22 protein-coding genes are annotated in these 25,405 nt (G+C 62.1%); 11 read left to right on the forward strand and 11 right to left on the reverse strand.

Going from position 1 to position 25,405, the window contains the following annotated elements:
* The first annotated feature begins 527 nt into the window (after nt 1-527).
* Nucleotides 528-2,762: a Hint domain-containing protein gene (locus tag K3555_RS08020; protein WP_260008069.1), complete on the forward strand. Its 2,235-nt coding sequence runs from the start codon at nt 528-530 to the stop codon at nt 2,760-2,762.
* 95 nt (nt 2,763-2,857) lie between these two features.
* Here K3555_RS08020 and K3555_RS08025 read toward each other — a convergent pair whose 3' ends face one another.
* The 7 genes from K3555_RS08025 to K3555_RS08055 form a co-directional block, all read right to left on the reverse strand.
* Nucleotides 2,858-3,439, reverse strand: coding sequence for an NTP transferase domain-containing protein (locus tag K3555_RS08025; RefSeq protein ID WP_260008070.1), 582 nt, complete (start codon nt 3,437-3,439; stop codon nt 2,858-2,860).
* Between the two features lie 251 nt (nt 3,440-3,690).
* Nucleotides 3,691-6,120, reverse strand: a complete 2,430-nt coding sequence (locus K3555_RS08030; protein WP_260008071.1) for an FAD-dependent oxidoreductase — start codon at nt 6,118-6,120, stop codon at nt 3,691-3,693.
* 108 nt (nt 6,121-6,228) lie between these two features.
* Nucleotides 6,229-7,863, reverse strand: coding sequence for a hypothetical protein (locus K3555_RS08035; RefSeq protein ID WP_260008072.1), 1,635 nt, complete (start codon nt 7,861-7,863; stop codon nt 6,229-6,231).
* A 13-nt stretch (nt 7,864-7,876) separates the two neighbouring features.
* Entirely contained in the window at nt 7,877-9,187 is a 1,311-nt protein-coding gene (locus tag K3555_RS08040) for an HlyC/CorC family transporter (protein WP_259991755.1), read from the reverse strand.
* 82 nt (nt 9,188-9,269) lie between these two features.
* A complete protein-coding gene (locus K3555_RS08045) occupies nt 9,270-10,214 on the reverse strand; it encodes a site-specific tyrosine recombinase XerD (protein ID WP_260008073.1) in 945 nt (314 codons plus the stop codon).
* Between the two features lies 1 nt (nt 10,215).
* Nucleotides 10,216-11,733 carry a hypothetical protein gene (locus K3555_RS08050; RefSeq protein WP_260008074.1) on the reverse strand — a complete coding sequence of 506 codons (1,518 nt, stop codon included), beginning with the start codon at nt 11,731-11,733 and terminating at the stop codon, nt 10,216-10,218.
* Nucleotides 11,723-11,872 (reverse strand): hypothetical protein, encoded by a 150-nt coding sequence (locus tag K3555_RS08055; RefSeq protein WP_169730813.1) that lies wholly within the window; start codon nt 11,870-11,872, stop codon nt 11,723-11,725. The genes K3555_RS08050 and K3555_RS08055 overlap by 11 nt, the downstream gene beginning before the upstream one ends.
* Nucleotides 11,873-11,953: 81 nt before the next feature.
* Between K3555_RS08055 and K3555_RS08060 the strand changes: the two genes are divergently transcribed.
* On the forward strand, nt 11,954-12,544 hold the full coding sequence (locus K3555_RS08060; protein WP_259991762.1) for a shikimate kinase: 591 nt from the start codon (nt 11,954-11,956) through the stop codon (nt 12,542-12,544).
* Entirely contained in the window at nt 12,544-13,650 is a 1,107-nt protein-coding gene (gene aroB / locus K3555_RS08065; RefSeq protein WP_260008513.1) for a 3-dehydroquinate synthase, read from the forward strand. Before K3555_RS08060 ends, aroB begins: the two co-directional genes overlap by 1 nt.
* A gap of 85 nt (nt 13,651-13,735) precedes the next feature.
* Here aroB and K3555_RS08070 read toward each other — a convergent pair whose 3' ends face one another.
* Nucleotides 13,736-15,949, reverse strand: a complete 2,214-nt coding sequence (locus K3555_RS08070) for a methyl-accepting chemotaxis protein (protein WP_260008075.1) — start codon at nt 15,947-15,949, stop codon at nt 13,736-13,738.
* A gap of 164 nt (nt 15,950-16,113) precedes the next feature.
* Between K3555_RS08070 and K3555_RS08075 the strand changes: the two genes are divergently transcribed.
* The 6 genes from K3555_RS08075 (at nt 16,114) to K3555_RS08100 (ending at nt 21,183) form a co-directional block, all read left to right on the forward strand.
* Nucleotides 16,114-16,332, forward strand: a complete 219-nt coding sequence (locus tag K3555_RS08075) for a heme-binding protein (protein ID WP_260008076.1) — start codon at nt 16,114-16,116, stop codon at nt 16,330-16,332.
* A gap of 56 nt (nt 16,333-16,388) precedes the next feature.
* Nucleotides 16,389-17,063, forward strand: a complete 675-nt coding sequence (locus tag K3555_RS08080) for an ankyrin repeat domain-containing protein (RefSeq protein ID WP_260008077.1) — start codon at nt 16,389-16,391, stop codon at nt 17,061-17,063.
* 1,025 nt (nt 17,064-18,088) lie between these two features.
* Entirely contained in the window at nt 18,089-19,039 is a 951-nt protein-coding gene (gene dusA, locus K3555_RS08085; protein WP_260008078.1) for a tRNA dihydrouridine(20/20a) synthase DusA, read from the forward strand.
* An 86-nt stretch (nt 19,040-19,125) separates the two neighbouring features.
* The gene (locus tag K3555_RS08090; protein ID WP_260008079.1) at nt 19,126-19,980 is read left to right on the forward strand and encodes a sulfite exporter TauE/SafE family protein; all 855 of its coding nucleotides are present in this window, start codon (nt 19,126-19,128) and stop codon (nt 19,978-19,980) included.
* A 5-nt stretch (nt 19,981-19,985) separates the two neighbouring features.
* Nucleotides 19,986-20,783 carry a hypothetical protein gene (locus K3555_RS08095; protein ID WP_260008080.1) on the forward strand — a complete coding sequence of 266 codons (798 nt, stop codon included), beginning with the start codon at nt 19,986-19,988 and terminating at the stop codon, nt 20,781-20,783.
* 97 nt (nt 20,784-20,880) lie between these two features.
* A complete protein-coding gene (locus K3555_RS08100; protein ID WP_260008081.1) occupies nt 20,881-21,183 on the forward strand; it encodes a hypothetical protein in 303 nt (100 codons plus the stop codon).
* 385 nt (nt 21,184-21,568) lie between these two features.
* Here K3555_RS08100 and K3555_RS08105 read toward each other — a convergent pair whose 3' ends face one another.
* The 3 genes from K3555_RS08105 to ccmI are packed head-to-tail and all read right to left on the reverse strand — an operon-like array spanning nt 21,569 to nt 23,514.
* A complete protein-coding gene (locus K3555_RS08105) occupies nt 21,569-21,802 on the reverse strand; it encodes a DUF1289 domain-containing protein (protein ID WP_027259205.1) in 234 nt (77 codons plus the stop codon).
* Nucleotides 21,803-21,805: 3 nt separating this feature from the next.
* Nucleotides 21,806-22,279: a Holliday junction resolvase RuvX gene (gene ruvX / locus K3555_RS08110; RefSeq protein WP_259991774.1), complete on the reverse strand. Its 474-nt coding sequence runs from the start codon at nt 22,277-22,279 to the stop codon at nt 21,806-21,808.
* A complete protein-coding gene (ccmI, locus tag K3555_RS08115; RefSeq protein ID WP_260008082.1) occupies nt 22,276-23,514 on the reverse strand; it encodes a c-type cytochrome biogenesis protein CcmI in 1,239 nt (412 codons plus the stop codon). Before ccmI ends, ruvX begins: the two co-directional genes overlap by 4 nt.
* Before the next feature lie 198 nt (nt 23,515-23,712).
* Between ccmI and K3555_RS08120 the strand changes: the two genes are divergently transcribed.
* Together K3555_RS08120 and K3555_RS08125 are read left to right on the forward strand one after the other, a co-directional pair.
* Entirely contained in the window at nt 23,713-24,957 is a 1,245-nt protein-coding gene (locus tag K3555_RS08120) for a sarcosine oxidase subunit beta family protein (protein WP_260008084.1), read from the forward strand.
* 85 nt (nt 24,958-25,042) lie between these two features.
* Nucleotides 25,043-25,384, forward strand: a complete 342-nt coding sequence (locus K3555_RS08125) for a sarcosine oxidase subunit delta (protein WP_260008085.1) — start codon at nt 25,043-25,045, stop codon at nt 25,382-25,384.
* The last annotated feature ends 21 nt before the right edge of the window (nt 25,385-25,405 follow it).

Here is a 25,405-nt window from a genome sequence, read left to right on the forward strand (position 1 = left end):
GAAAACCGGTGGTGCCGCCGTATTTTGTCCTTGTTTCGGATTTGGAAACAATTTCACTCCCTCAAGCAACGAGTGCGGGAAATTTGTGCTGGAAGTGTAAGTTTGGCCCTCGGATTGTATCCGGTTTCCGAGACAATCATCATAATCCGGCACCGGCTTACGCCGTCTCAATTGCCCCGAATGGCGGAATGGGGGGAATTTTAGGCAATTTTTTGGCTTTGTGGCCGGAGGTACCTAACGTATGCATGTTCTAGCCCATTGGGGGGGCGAGTTCTGCGAGCTGCTGGACTGTGGTGGACTGCTAAAATTTAGCTTAAGTCCCTGGGCTGCTGATGCCTGCATACCACTGATCTAAGAGCTTTTGCTTATCGGCTGTGCGCTGTTCCGGCGTGCACTCCAGAGCGTTTGCGCGTTCTGGCCCTCTCTCCGCTTGGGCTGGTGTTTTGACTGCGAAGTTCCGCATGGCTGTGCGGCTGTCCGGCTGGCCCGAACGGTGGGTTTGGGGCCAGACCGGTGAGGAGAGAGTGATGGCGAAGAGTACCGATATGCCGAATGCGGCCTTAAACGGAATTGTTGAGGGCACCTCGGGGGATGACCTGATCAACGCGGCTTACACCGGCGATCCGGAAGGCGACATGGTTGATAACGCCGATGCCACCGGCCCGGCGGCGGGGCCGGATGATGATGTCATCATCGCAGGCAGCGGCAATGACAGCATCTATGCCGGCTCAGGCGATGATACTGTCGACGGCGGCAGCGGCGATGATCTGATCCTGGGCGATGGCGTCTCCGGCAGCAATGAACCGGTCAAGATCACCATCTCCTCGACCAGCGCGGCCTTCCAGAACAAGGTCTTTGCCTACACCATCGATCCGTCGACCGGCGAGATCAGCAATGTCGTGATGCTGTCGCAGAATGCAAATGCAGATGTCGGCGAGACCTTTAGTTACGATGCGCCCGAAGGCGCCTTTGTCGGCGTCGGCATCGTCAGCTCGCATGGCACCTATTACTCGTCCGGCTATGGCGCCAACGCCGGCCTGAACACGGACGGGCTGGACCACACCAAAGGGATCTTTGAATTCCCGGACGGCTCGGTTCAGCTGGGGTTCGAAGATACGCACAACCTTGGCGACAATGATTTCAATGACGTGAAGCTGATCATTGACCTGGGCAGCTCCGGCACAACGCTCGACAATGCGCATTTCGACTACTCATCGGATCCTTCTGATCCGGTTGTGCCGGGCGACGACAGCCTGACCGGCGGCGAAGGCGACGACACCATTCTTGGCGGCGGCGGCGATGACACCATTGACGGCGGTGACGGCTCCGACTCGGTTGAGGGCGGCGACGGCGATGATGTGATCGACACCTCCAAGGACAGCGGCATCCCGCTGCCGGACCGCGGCTTTCCGGGCTACACCGGCACCGATCCCGACATTCCCTTTATTCCGGCGGATGCCGATCCGTTCGACGACCGCGATACCGTTCTGGGCGGCGCCGGCAATGACACCATCTCTACTGGGGATGACGCTGACCTGATCGACGGCGGCTCGGGCATGGATGTGATTGATGGCGGCATCGACGATGACACCATCGACGGCGGCTCCCAGGCTGACGTTCTGACCGGCGGCGAAGGCTCCGACATCCTGCTCGGCGGCGGCGGCAGCGACACCATCTATGGCGGGCTGAACCCATCCTTCCCGGATGGGCTGAACATTACAGATGACGGCAGCGATGGCCGCCCGGCGGATCCGGACCCGACCAACGGCATGGACACGATTGACGGTGGTTCGGGCAACGACCTGATCTTTGGCCAGGACGACGACGACGACATTTCCGGCGGCTCCGGTCATGACACCATTGATGCCGGTATTGATGACGATATCGTCCGCGGCGGGGCGGGCAATGACCTGATCACCGGCGGCCAGGGCGCCGATACCCTGTCCGGCGGCGCCGGGCGCGATACCTTCCTGGGCGGCAATGCCGGCGACGAAGTTGACGGCGGCTCGGGCGGCGACGATTTCGACACCCTGGATCTGACCGGCAGCGGCCCGTTTGAACTTAGCGGTGTCACCGTTGACGCGGATGGCAACAGCATCTCGGGAACCGTCAACTTCCTTGATGGCGACGGGGCTGTGACCGGCTCCATGACGTTTGGCGAGATTGAGCAGATCATTCCCTGCTTCACGCCCGGCACGCTGATCGCCACGCCTCTGGGGGAACGCCGGGTCGAAGACCTGCAGGCCGGCGACCGGGTGATCACCCGCGACAACGGCATTCAGGAAATCCGCTGGATCGGTACCCGCACGCTGCAGGACCTGGAGTTGAACAGCGCCGCGCATTTGCAACCGGTACTGATCCGCCAGGGCGCCCTGGGCAATGGCCTGCCGGAGCGCGACATGATGGTCAGCCCCAATCACCGGGTGCTGGTCGCCAACGACAAGACGGCGCTGTACTTCGAGGACCGCGAGGTTCTGGTGGCGGCCAAGCATCTGACCGGGCTTACGGGGGTCGACACGGTAGAGACCACCGAGGTGACCTATATCCATTTCATGTTCGATCAGCATGAGGTTGTGCTGTCCGATGGCGCCTGGACCGAGAGCTTTCAGCCCGGCGATCAGTCCCTGCGCGGGCTGGACAACGCGCAGCGCAACGAATTGTTCGAGCTGTTCCCGGACCTTAAGTCGGAGAAGGGCCGGGCAGCCTATTCCGCGGCACGCCGGTCTTTGCGGAAACACGAGGCGCATCTGCTCGTGCATTGAGAAATGCTGCTGCTGTTTTGGGGGAAACGGCAGAGAAGAGCAAAGCGCAGGAAGGCAGGGTCTTGTGCCCTGCCTTCTCTGCATTCGCGGGGGTGTCAGCGGTGCAGGCGCCAAGCGGCCCAGTCTTCGGGCGTGTCCAGATCGGTCACCGCATGTTTCTTTGGCAGCGGCACCATCTGCACCGGTTCGGATGTCAGGAGGCTGCGGGCACCCTGGTCGCCGCTAAGGGTTTTCAGCGCAGCAAAGCAGCCGCGCGGAAACAGCACCGGGTGGCCCTGGATGCCGTCCTCGGAAGCGGCGCGCAGGACGGGGCTGTCCGCACCGTGAAAATGCGCAGCCAGATGCAGCATGTCCTGGGTTGTGATATCTGGCATGTCGGCGGGCAGGATCATCACGGCCTTAGTCTGTTCAGGCAGTGCTGCGATTCCGCGGCGGATCGAGGCGGCCATGCCCTCAGCCGCGTCGGGAACCGGGACCGGGATCGTGCTGCCGGTTGCGGCCGCACGGGGATGGGTTTCGCTGGGCAAGGTCACAAACACCGGCAGCCCGGTCAGCGCGGCACGGCGGCACATCAGAGCAAGCAGAGGCTGGCCGTCCACATCCTCCATCAGCTTGTCCCGGCCTTGCATCCGTGACGAGGCGCCGGCGGCGAGCAGGAGAATGGTGATGGCGGTCATGCAACCCGGTCCTTGGTTCTTGGCCGCAATGGCGGATGCCTCCGGCGGGAGTATTTTTGCAAAGAAGAAGGGCGGGGGCCAGTGAAAGCCGCATAGGTCAGCAGGGTTGACCGAATGTTTCGCGCGCGAAACATTCGGGTGCGGCCGTTGACCTATGTGTTGCGCGGGTTTCGCGGCGTTAGCGTGCGTTGCTGTGGCAACAGGGCGGATTCAGGTCAGGCGGGCTGACCTGAATCCGGTGCTTTTGGGCCTCAGCCCCGCATCCGGGCGCCGTCTGCGTCAAACAGTGGCTGGATGATCAGGCGGGCCTTGTACATCTTGCCGAGGATTTCGATCTCCACTTCCAGGTTTTCCTTGGCTGTCCCCGTGGGGACAAACCCCAGCGCGATGGATTTTTGCGCATGGTGCGAATAGCCGCCGGAGGTGCAGAAGCCTACAACCGCGCCGTCGAGCCAGATCGGCTCATAGGCAACCACATCGGCGTCGTCTGCTTCGACCTCGAAGGCGCAGAGCTGGCGCGCGGGGCCTGTGTCGCGTTCCGCCTCTGCCGCCGCGCGGCCGATGAAATCAACGGGTTTCTTGAAGGAGATGAAGCGGTCCAGCCCGGTTTCGGCGGCGGTGTAATCGGGTGAGAATTCCCGCAGCCAGGAGCCGAAGAACTTATCCAGGCGCAGCGACATCATCGCCCGCATTCCAAAAGGCTTCATGCCGTGCGGCTGACCTGCGGTCCACAGCGCATCCCAGAGGGCGCGTTGCGAAGGCAGGTCGCAGTAGATTTCATAGCCCAGATCACCGGTGTAGCTGACCCGCTGTACGATGCAATCAGCCATGCCCACGGTCAGGCGGCGCACATCCATGAAGCGCATGTCAGAGATATCGGTCCGGGTGCAGGCCTGCAGCACCTCGCGGGCTTTGGGGCCTGCGATCTGGAAGCCGTTGCGGGTGTCGGAAATGTTTTCCAGGGTCACGCCATCGTCCAGGTTCTGCAGGAACCAGCGCATGTGGTAGGCTTGGCTGCCGTAGGAGGCGGTGAGCTGGAATTCTTCTTCCGCCCCGGATTTTCCAAGACAGGAGATAGTGAAATCCCCGATCAGGCGGCCTTTGGGGGACAGCATCGGGGTCAGCGACAGACGGCCCGGTTTCGGCACCCGACCGGCCATGATGCGGTCGAGCCAGGCGCGCGAACCCGCACCTTTGATCAGGTATTTGCCGAAGTTGTGGACTTCGTTGATGCCGACATGTTCGCGCACGGCTTTGACTTCACGCGCGGTGGCCTCAAAAGCGTTGGAGCGGCGGAAGGACGGGGTCTCATAGCGCGGCTCATCGCCTTGGGCGAAGTAGTTCGGGACCTCCATGCCGTATTGCGCGCCCCAGACGGCACCCATGCCATCAAAGATGTCGTACATCGGGGTGGTACGGAACGGGCGGGCGGCGGGCAGCTCCTCGTTCGGATAGGCGATGGAGAAGCGTTTCTGATAGTTCTCAATGACTTTCGGGCGGGTGTAGCCCGGGGTAATCCAGCCGCCGAAGCGGGCGCAGTCCATCGCAAAAGTGTCGCGCTCGCATTCGCCGTTGATCATCCACTGGGCCAGCATCAGGCCGACCCCGCCGCCCTGGCTAAAGCCGGCCATCACTGCGCAGGCGGACCAGTAATTGCGCATTCCGGGCACCGGGCCGACCAGAGGATTGCCGTCCGGGGCAAAGGTGAAGGGGCCGTGAATCACCGATTTCACGCCAGCAGCCTCCAGCGCCGGAAAGCGTTTGTAAGCAAAGGCGATGGAGTCCTCGATCTTGTCGAAGTCGTCCTGAAGCAGCTCATGCCCGAAGTCCCAGGGGGTGCCGTCCACGGCCCAGGGTTTGCAGGGCTGCTCGTAAAAGCCGATGCAGAGGCCGCGGCCCTCTTGGCGCAGGTAGCTTTCGCCGGCCGGGTCCATCACATGCGGGTGCTCGCCGCCGCCGTCGATGATTTCGGCGATCATCGGTACTTCGTCGGTGACGATGTACTGGTGCTCCATCGGGTGCAGCGGCATGTAGACGCCGGCCATGGCGCCGACCTCACGCGCCCAGAGGCCGCCTGCGTTGACCACATGTTCGGCGTGGATGGTGCCCTTGTTGGTCACTACATCCCAGGTGCCGTCGGGGCGCTGGTTGGTCTCAATGACTTTGCAGTGGGTCTCAATCGTGGCGCCACCCATGCGGGCAGCCTTGGCATAGGCGTGAGTGGTGCCGGAGGGGTCGAGGTGGCCGTCAAGCGGATCGTACAGCCCGCCGACAATGCCGTCGATGTTGGTGACGGGAGCGATCTTCTTGATTTCTTCGGGGGAGACGATTTCGGTCTCTAGGCCCATGAAACGGTGTTTGGCGCGCTCTGCTTTCAGCATGTCGAAGCGTTCCTGGGTCTCGGCCAGGGTGACGCCGCCGACGTGGTGCAACCCGCAGGACATGCCGGTGATGGCTTCCAGCTCTTTATACAGCTTGATGGTGTAGCCCTGAAGCGCCGCCATGTTGGTGTCGCCGTTGAGCGTATGAAAACCGCCCGCCGCGTGCCAGGTGGAGCCTGAGGTCAATTCCGAACGTTCGATCAGCATGACGTCGGACCAGCCGAGCTTGGTCAGGTGATACAGGACTGAGCAGCCGACGACGCCGCCGCCGATAACTGCCACGCGGGTAGTGGTTTTCATGTGGGCCTCCCTGAATAGGTGTTGCCCGCATTCTGTACAGAAGTGAACAGTAGTCCAGCAGAAAAACGGCACCGTATGCCGCTTACAGGCAGCCAGGCTGCGGTTTCGTTACTCGGAGGTGCGGAAGCGGCTGTTCTGAATGACGAATATTGCGGTCAGCGGTGCCAGGAGGAGGATTGCTCCAACGGTGATCAGCAGCATGCCCAGCTGGGAATAATCGGCGGCTGTGGTGATGGTGCCTGCCGAATCTGTCACCTCGCGGGTCACTTGGAAGATTTCGTTCAGGTATTTGGTGCCGAGACTGGAGGCCGACAGCGCCAGATTGGTAAAGGAGGCCATGACCGCAAAGAAGGTGGCTTTCAGCCCCGAGGGCGCGTTGCGGGCGATCCAGGCGAGCATCGGGATCATCGCGACCTGGCCCAGCGGGGATTCCACGGCGGTGTCGACCATGGCGATGAAGCGGGCGTCGACCACGCCGCCGGTTATCGCGGCGGTCCAGTGGTGGGCGCCGTAATAAAGCGCGATGTTGGGCAGGCTGAGGACGGCCTCGGTGATCGCCAGAAAGGCGACGATCCAGGTGATCGGGCGGCTGGCCATCATCGGGCGGAAGATCAGCATGCCCGCCAGGGTCAGCAGCGAGGTGATCAGGGCCAGGACTGACAGGAACTGCTGGTCGAACCCCAGCACGTCGATTTCAAACCAGGTGGCGCCGGGGCCGCGCAGGGGCGTGGCGCGGTAGACAAAAATGATGATGGCAGTGCCGATCAGGGCGCGGGCCTGGTCCGTTGGCAGCACCGAGACCAGCTGCCTCATCAGGAACAGCACGATGGCCATGGAGCCGGCAAAGACGATTTCCTGCGAATAGGGCACATCGCCCAGTCCCACAGCCAGCGACAGCGCGACAAAGGCGCCGCCGCCGATGAAGTACCAGCGGTTGGGGGCGACCGGTTCGCGGGGCAGCTCGATGCGGGTGCGGATCTCAGCCTCGGCCACACCGGCGCGGCGCAGCAGGGCAGCCTTGCGCCATTTTTGCCAGATTGCCAGCGCCACCCCTGACAGCGAGATAACCGGGATCAGCAGGGCGAGGCTGAAAACAAAGCCGTAAAGCGCGCCCTTTGCCGCTTGCGGCAGCGCATCGGCACCGTCGAAGAGGGCAACGTTCAGCGCGGCAGCGGCGCTGGAGCCGCCGATCAGCGCGATGCGGCCAAAGGTCTGCATGGTTGTGTGCAGGGATTTGGTTTCAGCCTCGGGCAGGGGGCGGCCGTGGTCATCCGTGTGGGGCACGGCCTCGACCGACATCGCGTCGGCCACCACATCCTGCAGCACATATCCGCAAGGGGCCAGCAGCGCGGCGGTGACATACCAGGCGCCCAGCGGCATCACGGTGCCCATCACCGCAGGTTCCAGCACGATGGCCGCAAGGATGCCATAGCTGCCGGCCATCAGCCCGGCCCCCAGCAGGATCAGCAGGTATTTCCAGCGCCAGATCAGATCGACCAGATGCCCCAGCGGCATCTTCAGGGCCCAGGGCAGGCCGACCCAAAATGCCAATCCCGCCAGAAAAGCGGCGGAAAAGTCCAGGTATTCTTTAACGAAAAACGACGCGGTGACGGTGGTGATGCCCTGCGCGCCATAGGCGAAATAGATCAGCAGCGGCGGCAGGAAGGACCAGCGCAGCTGGCGGAACAGGTCCAGGATGATGCTGTCGAACCAGCCCCAGGCCAGCACCGCCGCACGGGTCATGCGTGGATCCCGGTCACGATAAGGGCCGGATCTTGAGACCGGTCACCCGGTTGCCTTCCCGCTCGGTCACTTCAAAGCGGAACCCATGGAAGGAGAACACCTGGCCTGTGGTCGGAATCATCTGAGCCTCGTGGATGACGAGGCCGGCAATGGTATTGGCCTCCTCATCGGGCAGGTTCCAGTCGGTGGCGCGGTTCAGGTCGCGGATGGTGGTGACGCCATCGACCAGATAGGAGCCATCTGTGGTTTTCTTGACGATGCTTTCCTCGTCGGGGTCGAATTCATCGGTGATCTCGCCGACGATTTCTTCCAGAATATCCTCCAGTGTGATCAGCCCCTGCAGCGCGCCGTATTCATCCACCACCAGCGCAAAATGCGAGCGCATCCGCAGGAATTGGCGCATCTGCTCGTCCAGCGTGGTGGTTTCGGGCACAAAATACGGGGCCTTGGCGACCCCGGAGATATCAAAGAACTTGAGCTTGCCTGCATCGCCGTCCGCACCGCCGGCTTGTTCATACATCGCCCGGAACAGGTCCTTGGCGTGAACCACGCCGATAATGTTTTCCTGCTCGCCGCGAAACACCGGCAGCCGGGTGTGGGGGCTTTGCAGGCATTGCTCCAGGATAGTGTCCGGCTCGGCGTTGGCGTCGATCATCTCGATATGGGAGCGGTGCAGCATGATTTCTTCGACAAAGCGGTCGGAAAGATCCAGCGCGCCCAGAATGCGGTCTCGGTCCTCTTTTTCGACCACACCTTCGGAGTGGCCCAGATGCAGCGCGCCCGCAATTTCCTCGCGCACCGCCATGATGTGGCTGTCGGGATCAATCCGCACGCCGAAGACAAGCAAGACACCGCGCACCAGCAGCCGGACCAACCCCACCACCGGCGCCAGCAGGGTGACAAGCACGCCAATCACCGGCGCTACGGCGGCGGCGGCTTTTTCGGCGTTGGAAATGGCATAAGTCTTGGGCAGCACCTCGGCAAAGACCAGCACCAGCACGGTCATCACCAGGGTCGCCAGGGCGACGCCGCTTTCGCCAAAAGCCCGGGTAAACAGGGCAGTCGCCAGCGAGGTGCCCAGAATGTTGACAAGGTTATTGCCCAGCAGGACCGAACCGATCAGCTTTTCGCTGTCTTCGGTCACGCTGAGCGCCCTTTGCGCCCCATGCGAGCCTTTATCGGCCTGGCTGCGCAGTTTCCCGCGCGAGGCAGCTGTCAGCGCAGTTTCCGAGCCGGAGAAGAAACCGGACAGGACAAGCAGCAGCACGATGGCCCCGGCAGTGGTCCAGAAGGCGCTGTCGAGTACGGTGGAGGCAGTGTCCATGAGAGGTCCAGAGATCCGGTCAGTTGAAGGTTCGCTGCATTTATGGGGGTTTGCCGCAGGCGCTTCAAGTTCTAGCGGCGCGTCAGCGCGTATCCTTGGCCAGCGGGTGATGCTCCAGCACCAGTTCCTGCAGGCGGGCGTCCAGCACATGGGTGTAAATTTCGGTGGTGGCGATGTCGGCGTGGCCGAGCAGCGCCTGGATTGCGCGCAGGTCGGCGCCATTGGCCAACAGATGCGTGGCAAAGGCATGCCGCAGCGTGTGCGGCGTGACCTTGTCCGGAGACACGCCGCCGGTAACCGCCAGTTCCTTGATCAGCAGGTAAAAGCGGTGCCGGGTCAGGTGGCCGGACTTGCCGCGGGAGGGGAACAGGAACCGCGAGGCGGGCTTGCCCTTTGCTACATGCGCTGCCTCGGTATCGTCGCGAGTGGCCAGCCAGACGGCCAGCGCGTCGCGTGCGGGCGGCGACAGCGGCACCATGCGCTCCTTGCCGCCCTTGCCCATGATCAGCAGCATCCGCGGGTCGCCGCGGGCGGCGGAAACCGGCAGCGAGACCAGCTCGGTAACCCGCATTCCGGTGGCATAGAGCAGCTCCATCAAACAGGTGTTGCGCAGCCGGTCTGCGGTGCTGCGGCCGGTTTGGCGCGCGGCATCCAGCAGCCGGTCAACCTCGATGACCTCCAGTGTTTTGGGCAGGCGTTTTTCACGTCCAGGGCCGCGGATCTGGATTGCCGGATTGTCTTCGCGCCAGCCTTCCTCAAACGCAAAGCGGTAGATCTGCTTGGCCGCCGACAGCCTGCGCGCCCGGGTGGACCGCGCCAGTCCTTGCGCGTCGCAGTTGATCAGATAGGCCTCGATGTCGTCCTGGCGGGCTGTCAGGAAACCCAGGGTGCGGTGTTCCAGCCAGGCGGTCAGGTCCTTAAGGTCGCGGCCATAGGCCAGAAGCGTGTTCTGCGAGGCGCCCGCTTCGGCCGCCTGGGCGTCGAGGAAGGTTGATATCCATTGGAAATTTTCCCGTGGGGGCGCCATGTTACTGATGCTCCAGCAGCATCAGCTGCAAGGCGGCGCGGCGGGCGGTGTCCTCCAGCCCGACAGCGCGGAACGCGGCCAGCGCCGCGGTCAGGTCGCCCAGATTGCCGTCGGCGCCTTGGGCAAACAGCACCATGCTGCGCAGGATCGCTTCGCCCAGCTGGCCGTTGTTCAGTATTTGCCGGATCGCGGGCGGCACCGGGGCGGTTGTGTCAAACCCCAATGCTATGGCTTTAGCCATCGGCGACGGGGCGGCAGCGTCACCAGGCCGGCCCTGGGCCAGGGCTGCCAGGAACGGGTCATTTGCGCCGGCGGCCTGGGCATCATGCGCGGCCAATTCATAAGACGGCGACAACAGGCGGATGCGCCAGGCCAGCGCGGCGGTCCGGCCGCTCAGGCCTGCCCGCGCCAGCGGCTCGCCAAAGAGGTCGGCAAACACAGTTTCAGTGCCCGCCTGTTGCATCGCATCCCAGGTGCGGGGCAGCGAGCGGGCAATGGCTTCTGCGTTGCCGGAGCCAAGGTCGCTTTCCAGCTGCTGAACCGCTGCAACCCGGTCCCAGATCCCGCCGGAAGCGGCGGGTTTACGGGCGCTGAACAGGCCAAGATACTGATTGGGGTTGAGCGCCCCGGCTCGCGCCAGCCGCTCTGCCGCCTCCAGCTGCGCCTTCCAGCCGGCAATGTCGCGCAGATCTGCCGCGGCAAAGGCCGGTGGCAAGGGCGCGGTGGGCATCGCCTCGCCAATGGTCTCGAACAGGCGGAAGGTCAGCGGGTCCGGATCCGCCGGGCGGCGCAGCGGCGGCGCCTGCTCAAATAGATCGGGGTTCAAAAAACGGTCAAGAAGCTGCATCTGGTTTTCGGGCAGCAGCTCCAGCGCGTGGGCAGTTTCCATCATCAGTGCTGCCGTGGGCCAGTCGCTGCGCCGCGCTGCGCAAAAGATCCTGGCCGCGTAGCTGTCTGACAGATGCGGCGAGGCGGTGAGGGCGGCGCAAGAGGCGTCCTCGCTGCCGGTCAAAAGGGTGGCGTCAAACCAGCGCGTGAAACGGTCCTTGCTGTCCGTGGGGCCTGCATGTTCAACCAGAGCCTGGGAGGGATCCGTGGCCCCCAGCGCCAGCAGCCGGTCCAGCCGGGCCAGCAGAATCCGGTCGCCTGCCGCGGACGGCGGCCGGGATTCCGACAGCAGCAGTGTGAACAGCAACGCCTGCATCGCCGGGCTGCCGCGCACTGGAACGGTTTCAATCAGATGGCTCACATCATCGGCAGCGCTGCCGCGCCACAGATCGGCCGGCAGGCCGGTTGCCGAGGCCGGAACCAGCCCGATGGGCGGCACCAGTGTTTCCAATGGTGTGACCGAAACGGACGGAAATGCAGCCGTGCCTGCCACTGGCGGCTCCAGCAGCACAGTGCCTGGCAGCCCGTTGCGCGGCTGTGGCTGGTTCAGCCAGTCAATCGCCGCCAGGGGTTCATTTGCAAGCGCACTGCCCGCCATCACCACCCCGGCGGCAGCCGCCCTAATCCGCATTCAGCACCACCGGTTTGCGCACCTCAGTGCTGGGCGCGCGGAAATCCGCACCGAACCAAGGCCCTACATAGGCATAGCCCACCAGCCCGATAGCCGCCAGAACCGCCAAATAGACCAGATACTTAATCAATCGCCCCATGGTATATCCAAAGCCTGTTTCCTGCTCTTTTGCCCAAGTTATATATTCCCTTTTCCGCAAGATCACGTCATTCACTGAAGAATGAGCGAAAAAGAGCAAAGCAGCGGCCAGAAGGCAGCAGGCCCGGTGCCGGGGAAGTTGAAGAAGACCATCGTGATGGTGGGCATGATGGGCGCCGGCAAGACCGCCGTGGGGCGGGCGCTGGCGGCCCGGCTGGATGTGCCTTTCCTGGACAGCGACCATGAAATCGAGGCCGCTGCCAACATGACCATCCCCGAGATATTTGCCCGCGACGGCGAGCCGTTCTTCCGCCAAAAGGAACGCCAGGTGATCGCGCGCCTGCTGGAGGAGGAACGCGGTGTCCTGTCGACGGGCGGCGGTGCGTTTCTGGCGGAAGAAAACCGCAATGTGATAACCGCCAAAGGGGTCTCGGTCTGGCTGCAGGCCGATCTGGAGGTTCTTTGGAACCGGGTGCGCCACCGCGACACCCGGCCGCTGCTGCGCACAGCCGACCCGCGTGCGACCCTTAGCGGCCTGTACCGCGACCGGGTGCCGCTTTATGCCAAGGCGGATCTGACCGTTGTCTCAGATGGCCAGGCGGCAATTGAAACCATGGTTGACCGGGTGCTGGAAGCCTTGCAGGCACGCCCCGATGTATTGGAGTGGACATGATGGAACGCAGGGTTCACGTGCCTCTGGACGGGCGGGCCTATGATGTGGTGATCGGCCCCGGGTTGCTGGCGCAGGCGGGGGAGCGGATCAAACCGTTGCTGAAGCGGCCGCAGGTGGCGGTGCTGACAGACGAGACCGTGGCGGAAAAGCACCTGGAGGGTCTGCGCGCCGGGCTGGCAGCCGCAGGTGTTGAGATGACCGCGCTGGCGCTGCCGCCGGGCGAGGCGACCAAGGGCTGGCCGCAGTTCACCCGCGCGGTGGAATGGCTGCTGGAGCAGAAGGTCGAGCGGGGCGACGTGGTTGTGGCCTTTGGCGGCGGTGTGATCGGCGACCTGGCTGGATTTGCCGCTGCGGTGCTGCGCCGGGGCGTGCGGTTTGTGCAGATCCCGACCTCGCTCTTGGCGCAGGTCGACAGCTCGGTCGGCGGCAAGACCGGCATCAATGCGCCCCAGGGCAAAAACCTGATCGGAGCCTTTCACCAGCCCGCGCTGGTGCTGGCCGATACATCCGTTCTGGAGACCCTGACGCCGCGCGATTTCCTGTCCGGTTACGGCGAGGTGGTGAAATACGGGCTGCTCGGGGACGCCGGATTTTTTGCCTGGCTCGAAGAACACGGTCCCGCTCTGGCCGAGGGCGACGTCGCAGCGCGGGTTGAGGCGGTGGCGCGTTCGGTGCAGATGAAGGCGGATATTGTCGTGCGCGACGAAACCGAGCAGGGCGACCGGGCGCTGCTGAACCTGGGCCATACCTTCTGCCACGCGCTGGAGGCGGCCACCGGCTATTCCGACCGGCTGCTGCATGGCGAGGGCGTGGCCATCGGCTGCGCCCTGGCGTTTGAGCTGTCGGCCAAGCTGGGGCTGTGTTCCCAGGAGGATCCCAGCCGGGTGCGGGCCCATCTGAAGGCGATGGGCATGAAGACCGATCTGGCCGACATTCCGGGCGATCTGCCGGGGGCAGAGGTGCTGCTGGATCTGATGGGACAAGACAAAAAAGTTGTTGCCGGTCAGCTGCGGTTTATCCTGGCCCGCGGCATCGGCGAGGCGTTTGTAACGGGAGACGTTCCGCCGGAAACGGTGCTGGAGGTGCTGCGCGGCGCCGGGGCCTGAACCCGGAAAACAATACCGCAAAGCAATTAGGGCAGCCGCAGAGGCTGCCCAATTTATTAACATCCTAACTCCGGTCCTTAGCGGATCAGGCTGCGGCGCTGCTGCCAAAATCCTGATCTTCCCAGTCGTCGGCATCAAAATCGATCGCCGCCACTGGAGGCGCATAAGCCTCCGGACCACCCAGCGCGTTCTGAGCCGGGTCAACCTCGCCGACGGCAAACTGCTGGACCAGTTCGCGCAGTTCCTGGGCCTGCTCGGACAGTGAGGTGGTTGCAGCAGTGGTTTCCTCGGCCATAGCGGCATTTTGCTGTGCCATCATCTCCAACTCGCCAACGGCAGTGTTGACGTCGCCCATTTGCGAAGACTGTTCCTTCATATTGCCGGCAATCTCAATGACAAGGCTGGAAATCTCGGCGACTTGATCGTTTACCTCCGACATTGCAGTGCCGGCTTGGTCCACCAGTGCAGCGCCGTTCTTGACCTGTTCCGAACTGCGTGCAGTCAGCTCGTCAATCTGCTGGACTGCATCGGCGCAGCGCTGCGCCAGCATCCGCACCTCGCTGGCGACCACGGCAAACCCGCGGCCTGCTTCGCCGGCGCGAGCGGCCTCAACCCCGGCATTCAGTGCCAGAAGATTGGTCTGGAATGCGATATCCTGAATCACCTTGGTGATCTGCGAGATTTCCTGTGAGGACTCCTGCAGTTTGTCCATGGCGACAATGGTATCCTTGACCACCGCATCACAGGATTTAACCCCGTTCTGGGCGCTGTCCGCCAATTGTTCCGCCCGGCCGGCATTGTCTGCCGACTGCTGAACATTAGCGGTCAGCTCGCTGATCGAATGGGTGGTTTTCTCCAGCGTGGCCGATTCCGCTTCGGTGCGGTGGGCCAGGTCCATTGAGGCTTCGGCAATGGATTTGGTGCTTTCGTCAACGCTGCTGGTCAATTCGCCGATGTTGGAGATTGATACGCTCAGCGCCTGCAGCGAGTCGTTCATATCCATCCGGATCGATTTGAACTCTTCCGGGAAAAACTCTTTGATCGGCTTGTCCAAACGTTTGTGCTGGAGGTCCATCAGCGCTTCGCCGATGCGGCGTGCAACAGTCATGACTTCTTCGCGGCGCTGCTTTTCCTCCTCCATACGCTCTTCCTGTTTGCGCTGGGTCACAGTGCGCAGATCCACCACATTGCGGGCCACCGTACCAATTTCGTCCCGGCGGTTTGCACCTGGCACGTCAACGTCTGTTTCGCCGCTGCCCAGTTTCTTCAGCGCGCCATTCAGAACCGACAGGCTCTTGGTCATGTCGCGTGCGATGAGCGCGCTAAGGCCCAAAACCGCAACCAGAAGCACGCCGGTGAACACTGCCATTTCCGCCAGCAGAAACTTGTTGTCCGCATCGAATCCGGCCATGTCCCGTTCCAGGTGCTCGATCAGGATCCCCTCTTTTTTCTGGAGCACCTTCAGCGCTTTGCTGGCTGCCGCAAACCACTGTTCAGCCGTCATTTCGGTCTGGGCCCCGCCGTTTAGGATGCCTTTGCGGACGTCCTCGAACTTTGTCATTTCAGGCGAGGTGAACAGCCCCTTCACGGTTTCGCGGTCCTCCGCAGTTGCAAAGCCCATGAACATCGACAGACGTTCCTTGAACACTTCATGATAGGCGACAAAGGTCTCCCGGTCGGCCGGTTTCCAGCCATGCTTGAAGCCGGCAGCGCCGGCAGCCCGTTCCAGCCCGGCGGCATCAATTGCGCGCATGAAAAAGGACAGCGCGACGGCCTCCTGCGAGATCACCGGATTGTCTATGGATTTAGCCAATGACAGCCCGGTTTGAATGAGGGCCGCGTTCAGATCTGTGTAGTAGGAAAGGGTCCGCTTCAGCGAGAGCGTGTGCCCGTCGATCTTTTTGCGGATGTCTTTTTTCTTGGCCAGTTCGGCCCGGGCAAATTGGATGGCCTGCACTGCCTCAATCGGGAGGAGGGATTTATCAATGTGACTGATCTCGGCCAGATAGGCCTCCATCGCGGTGTTGTTTTGCAACCGGACCTGGACCAATTTGTCCGGCGCGGTGGTGGCAGAGCTTTCCAAATAGGAGGCGCTGAGGCCACGCTCCAGTTGCAAATTGTGAACAAGGCTGCTCATATGCTCGATCACCTCTCCGGCCTCGGCCGTGTTGACCTGCGCGTTTTTGTTCAGCTGAAGCAGTGTCTGCCCCATGAACCACAGTGAGAGCATCAGCGGGGCAGCCACCAGAATGGCGATCTTTGTTTTGACCGGCAGATGCCCTAGAAATCGCATACTCATAGTCTGAATCCTTGCTGCAAAAATACTGTCAGTTGAATTCAGCATATTCGATATGTCTTAATATTTGCCTATTGCACTAACCGCGGGCTGCCGCGCAGGCAGCGGGCTGATATGCTGGCGCCGGCGCACATCCGCTGCCCGGCAAAGCGTTCACTTCGGCGTCAATGGGGCGCGGCACTGCTGGTTTGGCCAATTTTGTTGGCGAGAATCCGCAGCATGATGGCCTGCGCCATATGAACAGCCGTATGGTCATCCAAGGCGGTGGTCTGCCCATCAGGATCGGTGGCGCGCTGGTTGGCGGCATCGGGGTTGGTGGCGCACCTGGCGGCCACCTGGACGAAGCCTGCGCACGCGCCGGGCGGGATGCAATCGGCGCCGAATGACCGGAGCGCAGCCTGCCACTCAGGTAGCAGGTGCCCTTACGACAGAGAGGTCTGATATGATGAAATGTGTTCTGGCTCTGATCCTGAGCGTCTTTTCCGCTTCGGCGCAGGCGCAGACTGCTCCCTCAGGGGCCGAGATCGCCAGCTATGGGGGATTGCATCGCGCCGCCCGTACCGGAGATCTTGTGGAAATTGCCCGCCTTATCGCGGCGGGCGCCGACCTTAATGCCCAGGACCGCCGGGGCCGCACTCCCGCCCATGTCGCGGCCTATGCTTCACACGATGACGCTCTGCGCGCCTTGGCTGAGGCGGGGGGCGGCATGAATGCTCTGGAGGGGCAGGCTTACGACGTGGTGACCATTGCTGCGGTGAACGACGACCCTGAACTTATGTCGCTTGCCATCGAGCTGGGCAATGACCCGGGGCTTACCACCAGCCCCTATGACGGCACCGCTTTGATCGCCGCCGCCCATTTGGGACATGTTGAGGTGGTCCGCCGCCTGATCGATGCGGGTGCACCGCTTGATCATGTCAACAACCTGGACTGGACCGCCCTGATTGAGGCCGTGGTTCTGGGCGATGGAGGATCAGATCACCAGGAGGTCGTCCAACTGCTTGTGCAAGCCGGTGCAGATCAGAGCATAGGCGACCGCGACGGTGTCACACCAATTCAGCACGCCAAGGCGAGGGGGTTTGAACAGATCGTTTCCATTCTGTTGCCCCGCAATTGATACTTCGCAGCGCCCTGCAACCGGTTCTTGCAACGAAGCGCAATAGATGGGCGACAGCAGCATCGCTTCGCAAAGATGCAAAATCAGCGAGTTCTGCAAGGAGTCCGGTGCAGCTGGCCAAAATGGAAGTTGTTCCCTGTTCAGGTATTTGCACCCATGTTCATATGGGGAAGTGTGAAACTAAACTTCGGACTCTGATGGATGGGGCAGGGCGGCTCTGAAACCCCTTATTTTATTGGGGGTCTGGAGTAGTGTCAGATTTTGTAGCACTGGTTGCAGCACCAAGTTTCGTAGCTGAGGCTTGGATTGTGTTTTTGTAACACAGATCAGACGCAGATTCGCGACCAAAACCCCAGAACGTAAAGCCTTCTGATGGAGTTGATAAGCTTCCCCGGCAGATCGGAAATCAATGCACCCTGACCCTAGCGGTGGCCTAAATGCACCCTGACCCTAGCGGTGGCCTAAATGCCCACTTCGCGTTGGATGATTTCAATATTGGCCTTCAAAAGTACATAGCCGACCTGCTTGAGGAAAAAAGTTGAGCCTGCTGTCCCTTACCCAACGTGCGGGATCTCACTTAGGGGCACGTTGCTTGTGCGCATGGCTCTCAGGCTTTCACAAGGCAGGCCGAGTTGAAGCGTCCCCATTTTAACTTTTCGCTCAAGGGCCTCAGGTTCGATCCCGAAGTAGTCCTTGGGCATTTGTCGGAATGGAACTTCTTCACACCCATCATGGCGGGCTAACAGCAACATCAGTGTGGTCACGGGTGTCTCAATGCCCCCTCAGCTTCAGCTCTTTCTTGGCGGCAGGGTAGTGGCCCGGCAGTGCTCGAAATGGGGCGCTGGAACTTGGGGCGAAAAAAGTGCTACACGGCGCCGTCGGTGCTACATTCTGTAGCACCGCACCCAAAAACGGGGCTAAATCGGGCCGAAACGGGGAAAACGCGCGAAATGGTGAATCCAAGAAACCAAGAAAATTCAGGGTTTTCCGACGTTCGGCGTGCTGCACGCCTATCCATTGCGCCGATGATGGATTGGACGACCTCCGATTGCAGGTATCTGCACCGGCTCTTGAGCCGGGAGGCGCTGCTGTACACCGAAATGGTGACCGCGCCGGCACTGGTGCGCGGCGGGGCGTTGCATTTGCTGGACTTCAATACCGCCGAACATCCCGTTGCTTTGCAGCTTGGAGGGTCTGACCCGGACGAACTGGCAGAAGCCGCGCGGCTGGGCGAACAGGCGGGGTATGACGAGATCAACCTCAACTGCGGCTGCCCCAGTGACCGGGTGCAATCCGGCGCCTTTGGTGCGGTGCTGATGCAGACCCCGGAACTGGTGGCAGATTGCGTCGCAGCGATGCAGGCAGCTGTGAAGGCTGAAGTCACTGTCAAATGCCGCATTGGTGTCGATGAGCAGGAGCCGGATGAGGTGCTGCCGGACTTCCTGGACAAAATCCGCGCGGCGGGCTGCCAGCGGGTGACGATCCACGCTCGCAAGGCTTGGCTGAAGGGGCTTTCTCCTAAGGAAAACCGGGACATTCCACCCTTGGATTATGATCTGGTGCACCGGATGAAGACGGCGTTTCCTGATCTGCATATCTCGATCAACGGCGGTATTGCGACGCTGGCCGAGGCCAAGGCGCATCTGGACCGCGGTCTGGACGGGGTGATGGTGGGCCGCTCGGCCTATCACCAGCCGGCCGGGGTTCTCTGTGCTGCGGACCCGGAGATTTTCGGGACGGGTTCTGTAAGCGATTCTGCTGAGGCGGTGATGCTTATGCTGCCTTACATCGAAGAACGGCTCGGCAACGGCGCTAAGCTGAACCAGATCACCCGGCATATGCTGGGGCTGTTTGCCGGCCGCCCCGGCGCGCGGCAATGGCGGCGGATGCTGTCCGAGGGGGCCTGCCGCGCTGGGGCCGGGCCGGAACTGGTGGAGCGGGCGCTGGCGCAGGTTGCGGACCGCGCGGCTGCATGACGCGGCGGCTCGCAGGCTATAGCCTTGTGCAAGCGGATTGCGGCGGCTAACCCTTTGCCGGTGAAGCCAGCCTTGAGGTGCCCTGCATGACTGATCCTGCCCTGACCGCCGCCCTATTGCCAGCGCCTGCGATAATGATGCAGATGGCAGGGCTGCTGCTGGTGATCGGCGCATTCGCCGGGGTTCTGGCAGGGCTATTGGGGGTTGGCGGCGGCATCGTGCTGGTACCGGCCTTCTTCTATGCTTTTCAAACACTTGGATATGGCGGCGATCAGCTGATGCAGATCTGCCTTGCGACCTCACTGGCGACCATTATCGTGACCTCTCTGCGCTCGGTTCTGAGCCATAACAGGAAGGGCGCGGTGGATTGGCAGATTTTGCGCAACTGGGGCTTTGGCATTGCGCTGGGGGCGATCGTCGGCGTTCTGGCAGTGTCTTCCTTGCGCTCCACCGTGCTGCAAGGGGTGTTTGGCGGGATGGCACTGGCGATCGGCTGCTACCTGGGGCTGGGCCGCGCCGACTGGCGGCTGTCTGAAGCCATGCCTAAGGGGGCCAAACGGCTTATGCTGTCTCCCTTGGTCGGGTTTTTGTCTGTGCTGATGGGCATCGGCGGCGGCAGCTTCGGAGTCCCTTTGATGACCCTGCACGGGGTGGCGGTGCATCGGGCGGTGGCGACCGCTGCAGGCTTTGGCGTGATCATTGCGGTGCCGTCGGTCGCGGGGTTCCTGCTGTTGGATCTGGACCCGGCCACGCGGCCTCCGTTCACCGTCGGGGCCGTTAATCTGGCGGCGTTTTTCATTGTGATCGCGATGACGCTGATCACCGCGCCCTGGGGCGTGAAGCTGGCCCATGCAATGGACCCCAAACCGCTGAAGCGGGTGTTCGGGGCCTTTCTGGTGCTGGTGGGGCTCAACATGCTGCGCAAGGCATTTGGATATTGAAGGCTATGAATACGCAATTCGAACAGTTTCAGGACAAGGGCTGGGTGCGTTTCGCCCAGGACCGCCAAGTGGCAGCTTGGGCCGCGGATGCGTTGCAGCATGGCATCCGGTCGCTGGACGACCCGGCCTGCGCTGAGTGGTTCCAGTGCGAACGGACCTGGTTCATTGGGGTCGATGCGCTGCCGAATGACGCTGCGGGCCGTCTGCCGGATGGCCCGCCGCTGTCCGGCGCGCCGGTGGAGTTCATTACGCAGAACCTTGGCGCGATCCCGGACCTGCACCGGGCGCAGGTGTCTTCGGTCTTTCCCGGCTATCCACGGCCGCGCCCGGGCGAAGGCGAGGCGGCCTTCCGCTACCGCGTCAAACGCGATGCGGCGCATGTGGATGGGGTGAAAATGTTTGGCGAGCACCGCCGCCGCAAGGTGGAGGAGCCGCATGCCTGGGTGCTGGGGATACCGCTGAATGAAAGCAGTCCCGATGCTTCACCCTTGGTGATCTGGGAGGGCAGCCACCACATCATGCGCCGCGCCTTTACTGCCGCGTTTGAGGGGTTATCGCCAGAGGACTGGGCGGATGTGGATGTGACCGACGCCTATACGGCTGCGCGCGCCGAGGTGTTCGAGACCTGCCCGCGGATCACTGTGCATGCCAAGCCCGGTGAGTCTTATCTGATGCACCGGCTGTGCCTGCACGGGGTTGCACCCTGGGGCGCGGCGGCAAATGCGCCGGAAGAGGGCCGCATGATTGCATACTTCCGCCCGGAGCTGGCGGATTGGACCAAGGGGTGGCTGGCGGAAGGGTGAGCTGCCGAATTTGATGTAAACACTGGCAGTCAAAGAGCATTGACCTTGGAGCAAGATGAAAAGGGTAATTCTTCCATTTTGATTGTTGGTGGCCCTTGTGCTGCTGGCTTACCAGTCCTTGATCGCTTGGGATGTGCGCAATACGAAACACTTCTATCGCGCCTATAGTTATTTTTTGACTGATGCCGCAGCGCTTGGGTGTCTTCGTAAGGAGACGCTGATAAAGGCCGCAAAGGCGAGGGGCTGGGGTTATGAAGATAACCGCCAGCCTCCGTACCGCTCCTGGTCGCCGGACGAATTTGCGGAAACACTCAGAGTGTTTGTGGAACCCCAGCTGAATTTTGCAAAAGAACCGGGTGTTACGCTTTTCTTCGATGAAGGGGGTTGCTTGATCTCGTAGCAGGCTGACGGCCGGTTTTGTCAAATGAGTAGCTAAGTGCCGAGAAACGCCCGGAACAAGCCGCAGGCGCCGGGCGAGCGCCTGCCCGTCCCGGCGGGCTGGCGCTTTTGAGAGGGCGGTTCGGCATTTCAGCCGGGGACTTGCGTTGCAGGGATAAAGCGGCAGTATCCAATCTTTGAGGCGCCATCCCACGGGCAGGCGCTCCCCTCTGATTCCATGATATGGCTTGGTAACACATTGGCTTTTTGGTAAATGTGTCTGGGTTGGTTAAATATGCAGGCTTTGCGAATAGGTCAGCAATTCAGCCTGAATGTTTCGCGCGCGAAACATTGGGTCAGTGCTTATTCCGCATGATTTACAGAGCCTTACCCAGCCGCGCGCCGCGCTAACTGCGCTTTAACCGGGCGCTGCGGCCGCCGCGGCGCTTGACCAGTTTGCTGGCGCGCTCCGGCAGATCGTTCATGATGCCGGCACGGTCCTCGTTGGTCATTTTCGACCAGTCGCGGATCTCGTCAATTGTGCGGTAGCAGCCGGTGCAGATGCGCGACTCGGGGTGGACGACGCAGATCTTGATGCAGGGGCTTTGGATCTCGTCCCGTTTCCATACGTCGTCAGTCATCATTCACCCGTTCTTCAAATGCCGCATCCGGTCCAATGCCCCCTGAAGAATATAGGAGGCCGCGACGTGGTCGATAACCTCTGCGCGGCGTTTGCGTGTCGTATCTGCCTCAAGAAGCGCTTTTTCTGCCGCAACGGTACTGAGGCGTTCGTCCCAGAAACCAATAGGCAGTTCGGTGAGCCGGCCCAGGTTGCGGGCGAAGGAGCGGGTGGATTGGCAGCGCGGCCCCTCAGAGCCGTCCATGTTGCGGGGCAGGCCAAGGACGATCCCGCTGATGTCGCGCATCGTGATGATTTCCAAAAGGCGGGCGGCGTCCAGTGAGAACTTCTTGCGCTTTACAGTTTCCAGCGGCGTGGCCACGGCACCGATGCGGTCGGAGACGGCGACGCCGATGGTCTTGGTGCCAAGGTCCAGCCCCATCAGTGCGTGCATCGGCGGTAGGGCAGCGGCGAAATCTTCGAAAACATCGTGGATCATTGTGCAATCCCCGCCTGTGCTGCGATGGTTTCCAGCAGCGCCAGCGCCTCCTGATCGGCGGCAAAGGCGTCGCGGGCCTCGCCATAAATCCTGCGGGCGCGGTCGGTGTCGCCGAGAACCGAAAGGGCGCCGATGAGCCGGGCCCATTCTTCGGCCGAGCCGCCTTCGGTTGCCAAGCGGTCCGACAGCCGGGTGACCATCCCGCGGATCATCTCCTGCCGGTCCTCAGCGCTGAGTTCGCTGGCGCCGGCCATATCCTCGGCACTGGGGCCGGGCAGGGCGGGGGCGGTGGTGCCGCCGGGTGCAATCGGCTGGTACTCAACACCGGCGCGAAAGGCCATTTCCTCGATCTGGCCTTGGATGCCCTTGATCCAGGGCGCGTCCGCGGGGCCTGCCCGCAGGGTTGCCGCCCATTCGCGGTAGGCCAGGTCCGGGCGGCCGATCTGCCCCAGCATCAGGCCCCAGTAATAGCGGGCAGGCCCGTGTGCGGGATCAATGGCGCGGGCTTTCTGCAGGTCGGTCTGGGCCTCGGGCGAGACATAGCCGCCGGCGGCCATGATCTTCAACTCGGCCAGTTCAGTGAAGTCGCGGGCATTGACCTGACCCTCTGCCAGCCGGATGTAATTGGTCTTGGCAGCATAGGCGGCCTGAAAATTACCAAGGTTCGCCTCGTGCTGCGCCAGCAGGGCCTGGCCCTGGGCATCGTCCGCACGTTCACTAGCCGTCTTGCGCAGCTGCTCTACCAGTGTGACGTAACCTTCCTCGACCTGCGGTTTGGGCAGGGCGGGCACTTCGGCCTCAGCCTCGGTTTGAGAGGGGCGGTTTTCGGCGCGTTCACCGGCCAGCTGGATACGGTCCTTCAGGCCCAGGTCGCCATAGCCCGGCGCGCCCAGCTGCCAGTAGATCCCCAGGGTGCCGCCGGTGATCAGCAGCGCTGTTGCTATGCCAAAGACCAGCGACAGGGTTTTAGGCTGCGAGCGTCCCGATTGCGCCTGCTGCAGCTGGGTATCGGCGGCCAGGATGCGGCGGGAAATCTCGGTTCGGATGCGGTCGGCGTCGCCTGCATTGATGACGCCGCGGGCAAGGTCCTTGTCCACTTCGCGCAGCTGCTGGCGGTAGACACGCAGGTCGTAGGCCGCGGCGGGTTCGCCCAATGTGCGGGCGCGAATAAGGATCATGGCCAGCAGAAAGGCTGCCGAGAACGCGATAAGGGCGGTGACTGTCCAGAAAATCATGCCGTCTCCGAAGTTTGGGTTGCATCTATATGCGGAGGCGGATGAACAAAAGGGTCAAACTGCCGCGCCCGGACGCCTCCCGTTGGATTGCGACCGTTTCTTATGTCGCAATATCGCAGAAACAGGGCGATAAACGGCACTGGTCTGTTATGCATTTCAGGCATACCCGCTACCAGACACGAACCATCGGATTCGCTCATGAAACGCTATTCAGCTTTTGCCGTCGCGCGGGAAGCCCTGCGCTATCACACCGGATGGGAGCGCGCCTGGCGCTCGCCTGAACCCAAACGCCATTATGATGTTGTCATCGTCGGGGCGGGCGGGCATGGCCTTGCCACTGCCTATTACCTGGGCAAGAATTTCGGCATTACCAATGTCGCAATCATCGAGAAGGGCTGGCTGGGCGGCGGTAACACCGGCCGGAACACCACCATCATCCGCTCGAACTACCTGCAGGACCCGTCCGCTGCGATCTATGAAAAGGCGCGCAGCCTGTATGAGACCATGTCGCAGGATCTGAACTATAACGTGATGTTCAGCCCGCGCGGCGTGATCATGCTGGCCCAGACCGAGCATGAGATCCGCGGCTACAAGCGCACCGCGCATGCCAACCTGCAGCAGGGTGTCCCGACCGAGTGGATCACCCCTGAGCGGGTCAAGGAACTGGTGCCGATCATCAACCTGCACGGTCCCCGTTACCCGGTTCTGGGCGGCTTGTGGCAGGAACGCGGCGGCACCGCCCGTCACGATGCGGTGGCCTGGGGCTATGCGCGGGCCTGTTCCGACATGGGCATGGACATCATCCAGCAATGCGAAGTCACCGGCGTGCGCACCGAGAACGGCCGCACCGTGGGTGTCGACACCACCAAGGGCGCGATTGACTGCGACAAGATCGGCATGATCGTTGCGGGTAATGCTTCGGTTCTGGCCGAGCGGGCGGGCTTCCGTCTGCCGATGGAATCGGTGGCCCTGCAGGCGATGGTCTCCGAGCCGATCAAACCCTGCATGGATGTGGTTGTGATGGCCAACACCGTGCACGGCTACATGTCCCAGTCCGACAAGGGCGAGATGGTCATTGGCGGCGGTACCGACGGGTTCAACAACTATACCCAGCGCGGTTCGTTCCACCATATCGAGGAAACCGTGCGCGCCCTGATTGAAACTTTCCCGATGGTGTCGCGTCTCAAGATGCTGCGCCAGTGGGGCGGCATTGTAGATGTGACCGGCGACCGCTCGCCCATCATCTCGAAAACGCCTGTGCAGAACTGCTTTGTCAACTGCGGCTGGGGTACCGGCGGCTTCAAGTCGATCCCGGGGTCCGGCTGGGCGATGGCAGAACTGATGGCCACCGGCCATTCGCCGCTGACCGAGGAGTTCTCGATGATGCGCTTCAAAGAAGGCAAGTTCATCGACGAGAGCGTCGCTGCGGGTGTGGCACACTGATGCCGCGCGCCGCCGCAAAATTCTTCGAAGAATTTTGCCAAGGATTTTTGAAAATCCTTGGCCCCCAGTTGGAGAGGTCCGCACAATGCTGATCCTTGAATGCCCTTACTGCGGCGTCAAAGCCGAAGAAACCGAACTGGCCGCGGGCGGCGAAGCGCATCTGAAGCGCTTTGGTCCCGGCTCCTCGGATGATGAGTTCCATGACTATCTGTTCATGCGCGAAAACCCCAAAGGCGTTCATTTTGAACGCTGGCGCCATTCCAATGGCTGCGGCAAGTGGTTCCACGCCGCCCGCTGCACCATGACGCTGGAGGTCTTTGGCACCTACACTGCCCAGACCGCCGTGCCGACGCAGGAGATCATGGACAAGATCACCGCAAAACGCCCCGGCTGGTCCTGGCGCGAATTCTCGGACGGTCAGAAATGATCCGCCGCCTGACTGAAACAC

It is taken from the genome of Leisingera sp. M527, assembly GCF_025141525.1.
Classification (GTDB): domain Bacteria; phylum Pseudomonadota; class Alphaproteobacteria; order Rhodobacterales; family Rhodobacteraceae; genus Leisingera.

Bases quoted from the DNA above. Each gene is read 5' to 3' on its own strand.
- K3555_RS08020 (WP_260008069.1), top strand. From the start codon at position 528: ATGGCGAAGAGTACCGATATGCCGAATGCGGCCTTAAACGGAATTGTT.
- K3555_RS08025 (WP_260008070.1), bottom strand. From the start codon at position 3,439: ATGACCGCCATCACCATTCTCCTGCTCGCCGCCGGCGCCTCGTCACGG.
- K3555_RS08030 (WP_260008071.1), bottom strand. From the start codon at position 6,120: ATGAAAACCACTACCCGCGTGGCAGTTATCGGCGGCGGCGTCGTCGGC.
- K3555_RS08035 (WP_260008072.1), bottom strand. From the start codon at position 7,863: ATGACCCGTGCGGCGGTGCTGGCCTGGGGCTGGTTCGACAGCATCATC.
- K3555_RS08040 (WP_259991755.1), bottom strand. From the start codon at position 9,187: ATGGACACTGCCTCCACCGTACTCGACAGCGCCTTCTGGACCACTGCC.
- K3555_RS08045 (WP_260008073.1), bottom strand. From the start codon at position 10,214: ATGGCGCCCCCACGGGAAAATTTCCAATGGATATCAACCTTCCTCGAC.
- K3555_RS08050 (WP_260008074.1), bottom strand. From the start codon at position 11,733: ATGCGGATTAGGGCGGCTGCCGCCGGGGTGGTGATGGCGGGCAGTGCG.
- K3555_RS08055 (WP_169730813.1), bottom strand. From the start codon at position 11,872: ATGGGGCGATTGATTAAGTATCTGGTCTATTTGGCGGTTCTGGCGGCT.
- K3555_RS08060 (WP_259991762.1), top strand. From the start codon at position 11,954: ATGAGCGAAAAAGAGCAAAGCAGCGGCCAGAAGGCAGCAGGCCCGGTG.
- aroB (WP_260008513.1), top strand. From the start codon at position 12,544: ATGGAACGCAGGGTTCACGTGCCTCTGGACGGGCGGGCCTATGATGTG.
- K3555_RS08070 (WP_260008075.1), bottom strand. From the start codon at position 15,949: ATGAGTATGCGATTTCTAGGGCATCTGCCGGTCAAAACAAAGATCGCC.
- K3555_RS08075 (WP_260008076.1), top strand. From the start codon at position 16,114: ATGGGGCGCGGCACTGCTGGTTTGGCCAATTTTGTTGGCGAGAATCCG.
- K3555_RS08080 (WP_260008077.1), top strand. From the start codon at position 16,389: ATGATGAAATGTGTTCTGGCTCTGATCCTGAGCGTCTTTTCCGCTTCG.
- dusA (WP_260008078.1), top strand. From the start codon at position 18,089: ATGATGGATTGGACGACCTCCGATTGCAGGTATCTGCACCGGCTCTTG.
- K3555_RS08090 (WP_260008079.1), top strand. From the start codon at position 19,126: ATGACTGATCCTGCCCTGACCGCCGCCCTATTGCCAGCGCCTGCGATA.
- K3555_RS08095 (WP_260008080.1), top strand. From the start codon at position 19,986: ATGAATACGCAATTCGAACAGTTTCAGGACAAGGGCTGGGTGCGTTTC.
- K3555_RS08105 (WP_027259205.1), bottom strand. From the start codon at position 21,802: ATGACTGACGACGTATGGAAACGGGACGAGATCCAAAGCCCCTGCATC.
- ruvX (WP_259991774.1), bottom strand. From the start codon at position 22,279: ATGATCCACGATGTTTTCGAAGATTTCGCCGCTGCCCTACCGCCGATG.
- ccmI (WP_260008082.1), bottom strand. From the start codon at position 23,514: ATGATTTTCTGGACAGTCACCGCCCTTATCGCGTTCTCGGCAGCCTTT.
- K3555_RS08120 (WP_260008084.1), top strand. From the start codon at position 23,713: ATGAAACGCTATTCAGCTTTTGCCGTCGCGCGGGAAGCCCTGCGCTAT.
- K3555_RS08125 (WP_260008085.1), top strand. From the start codon at position 25,043: ATGCTGATCCTTGAATGCCCTTACTGCGGCGTCAAAGCCGAAGAAACC.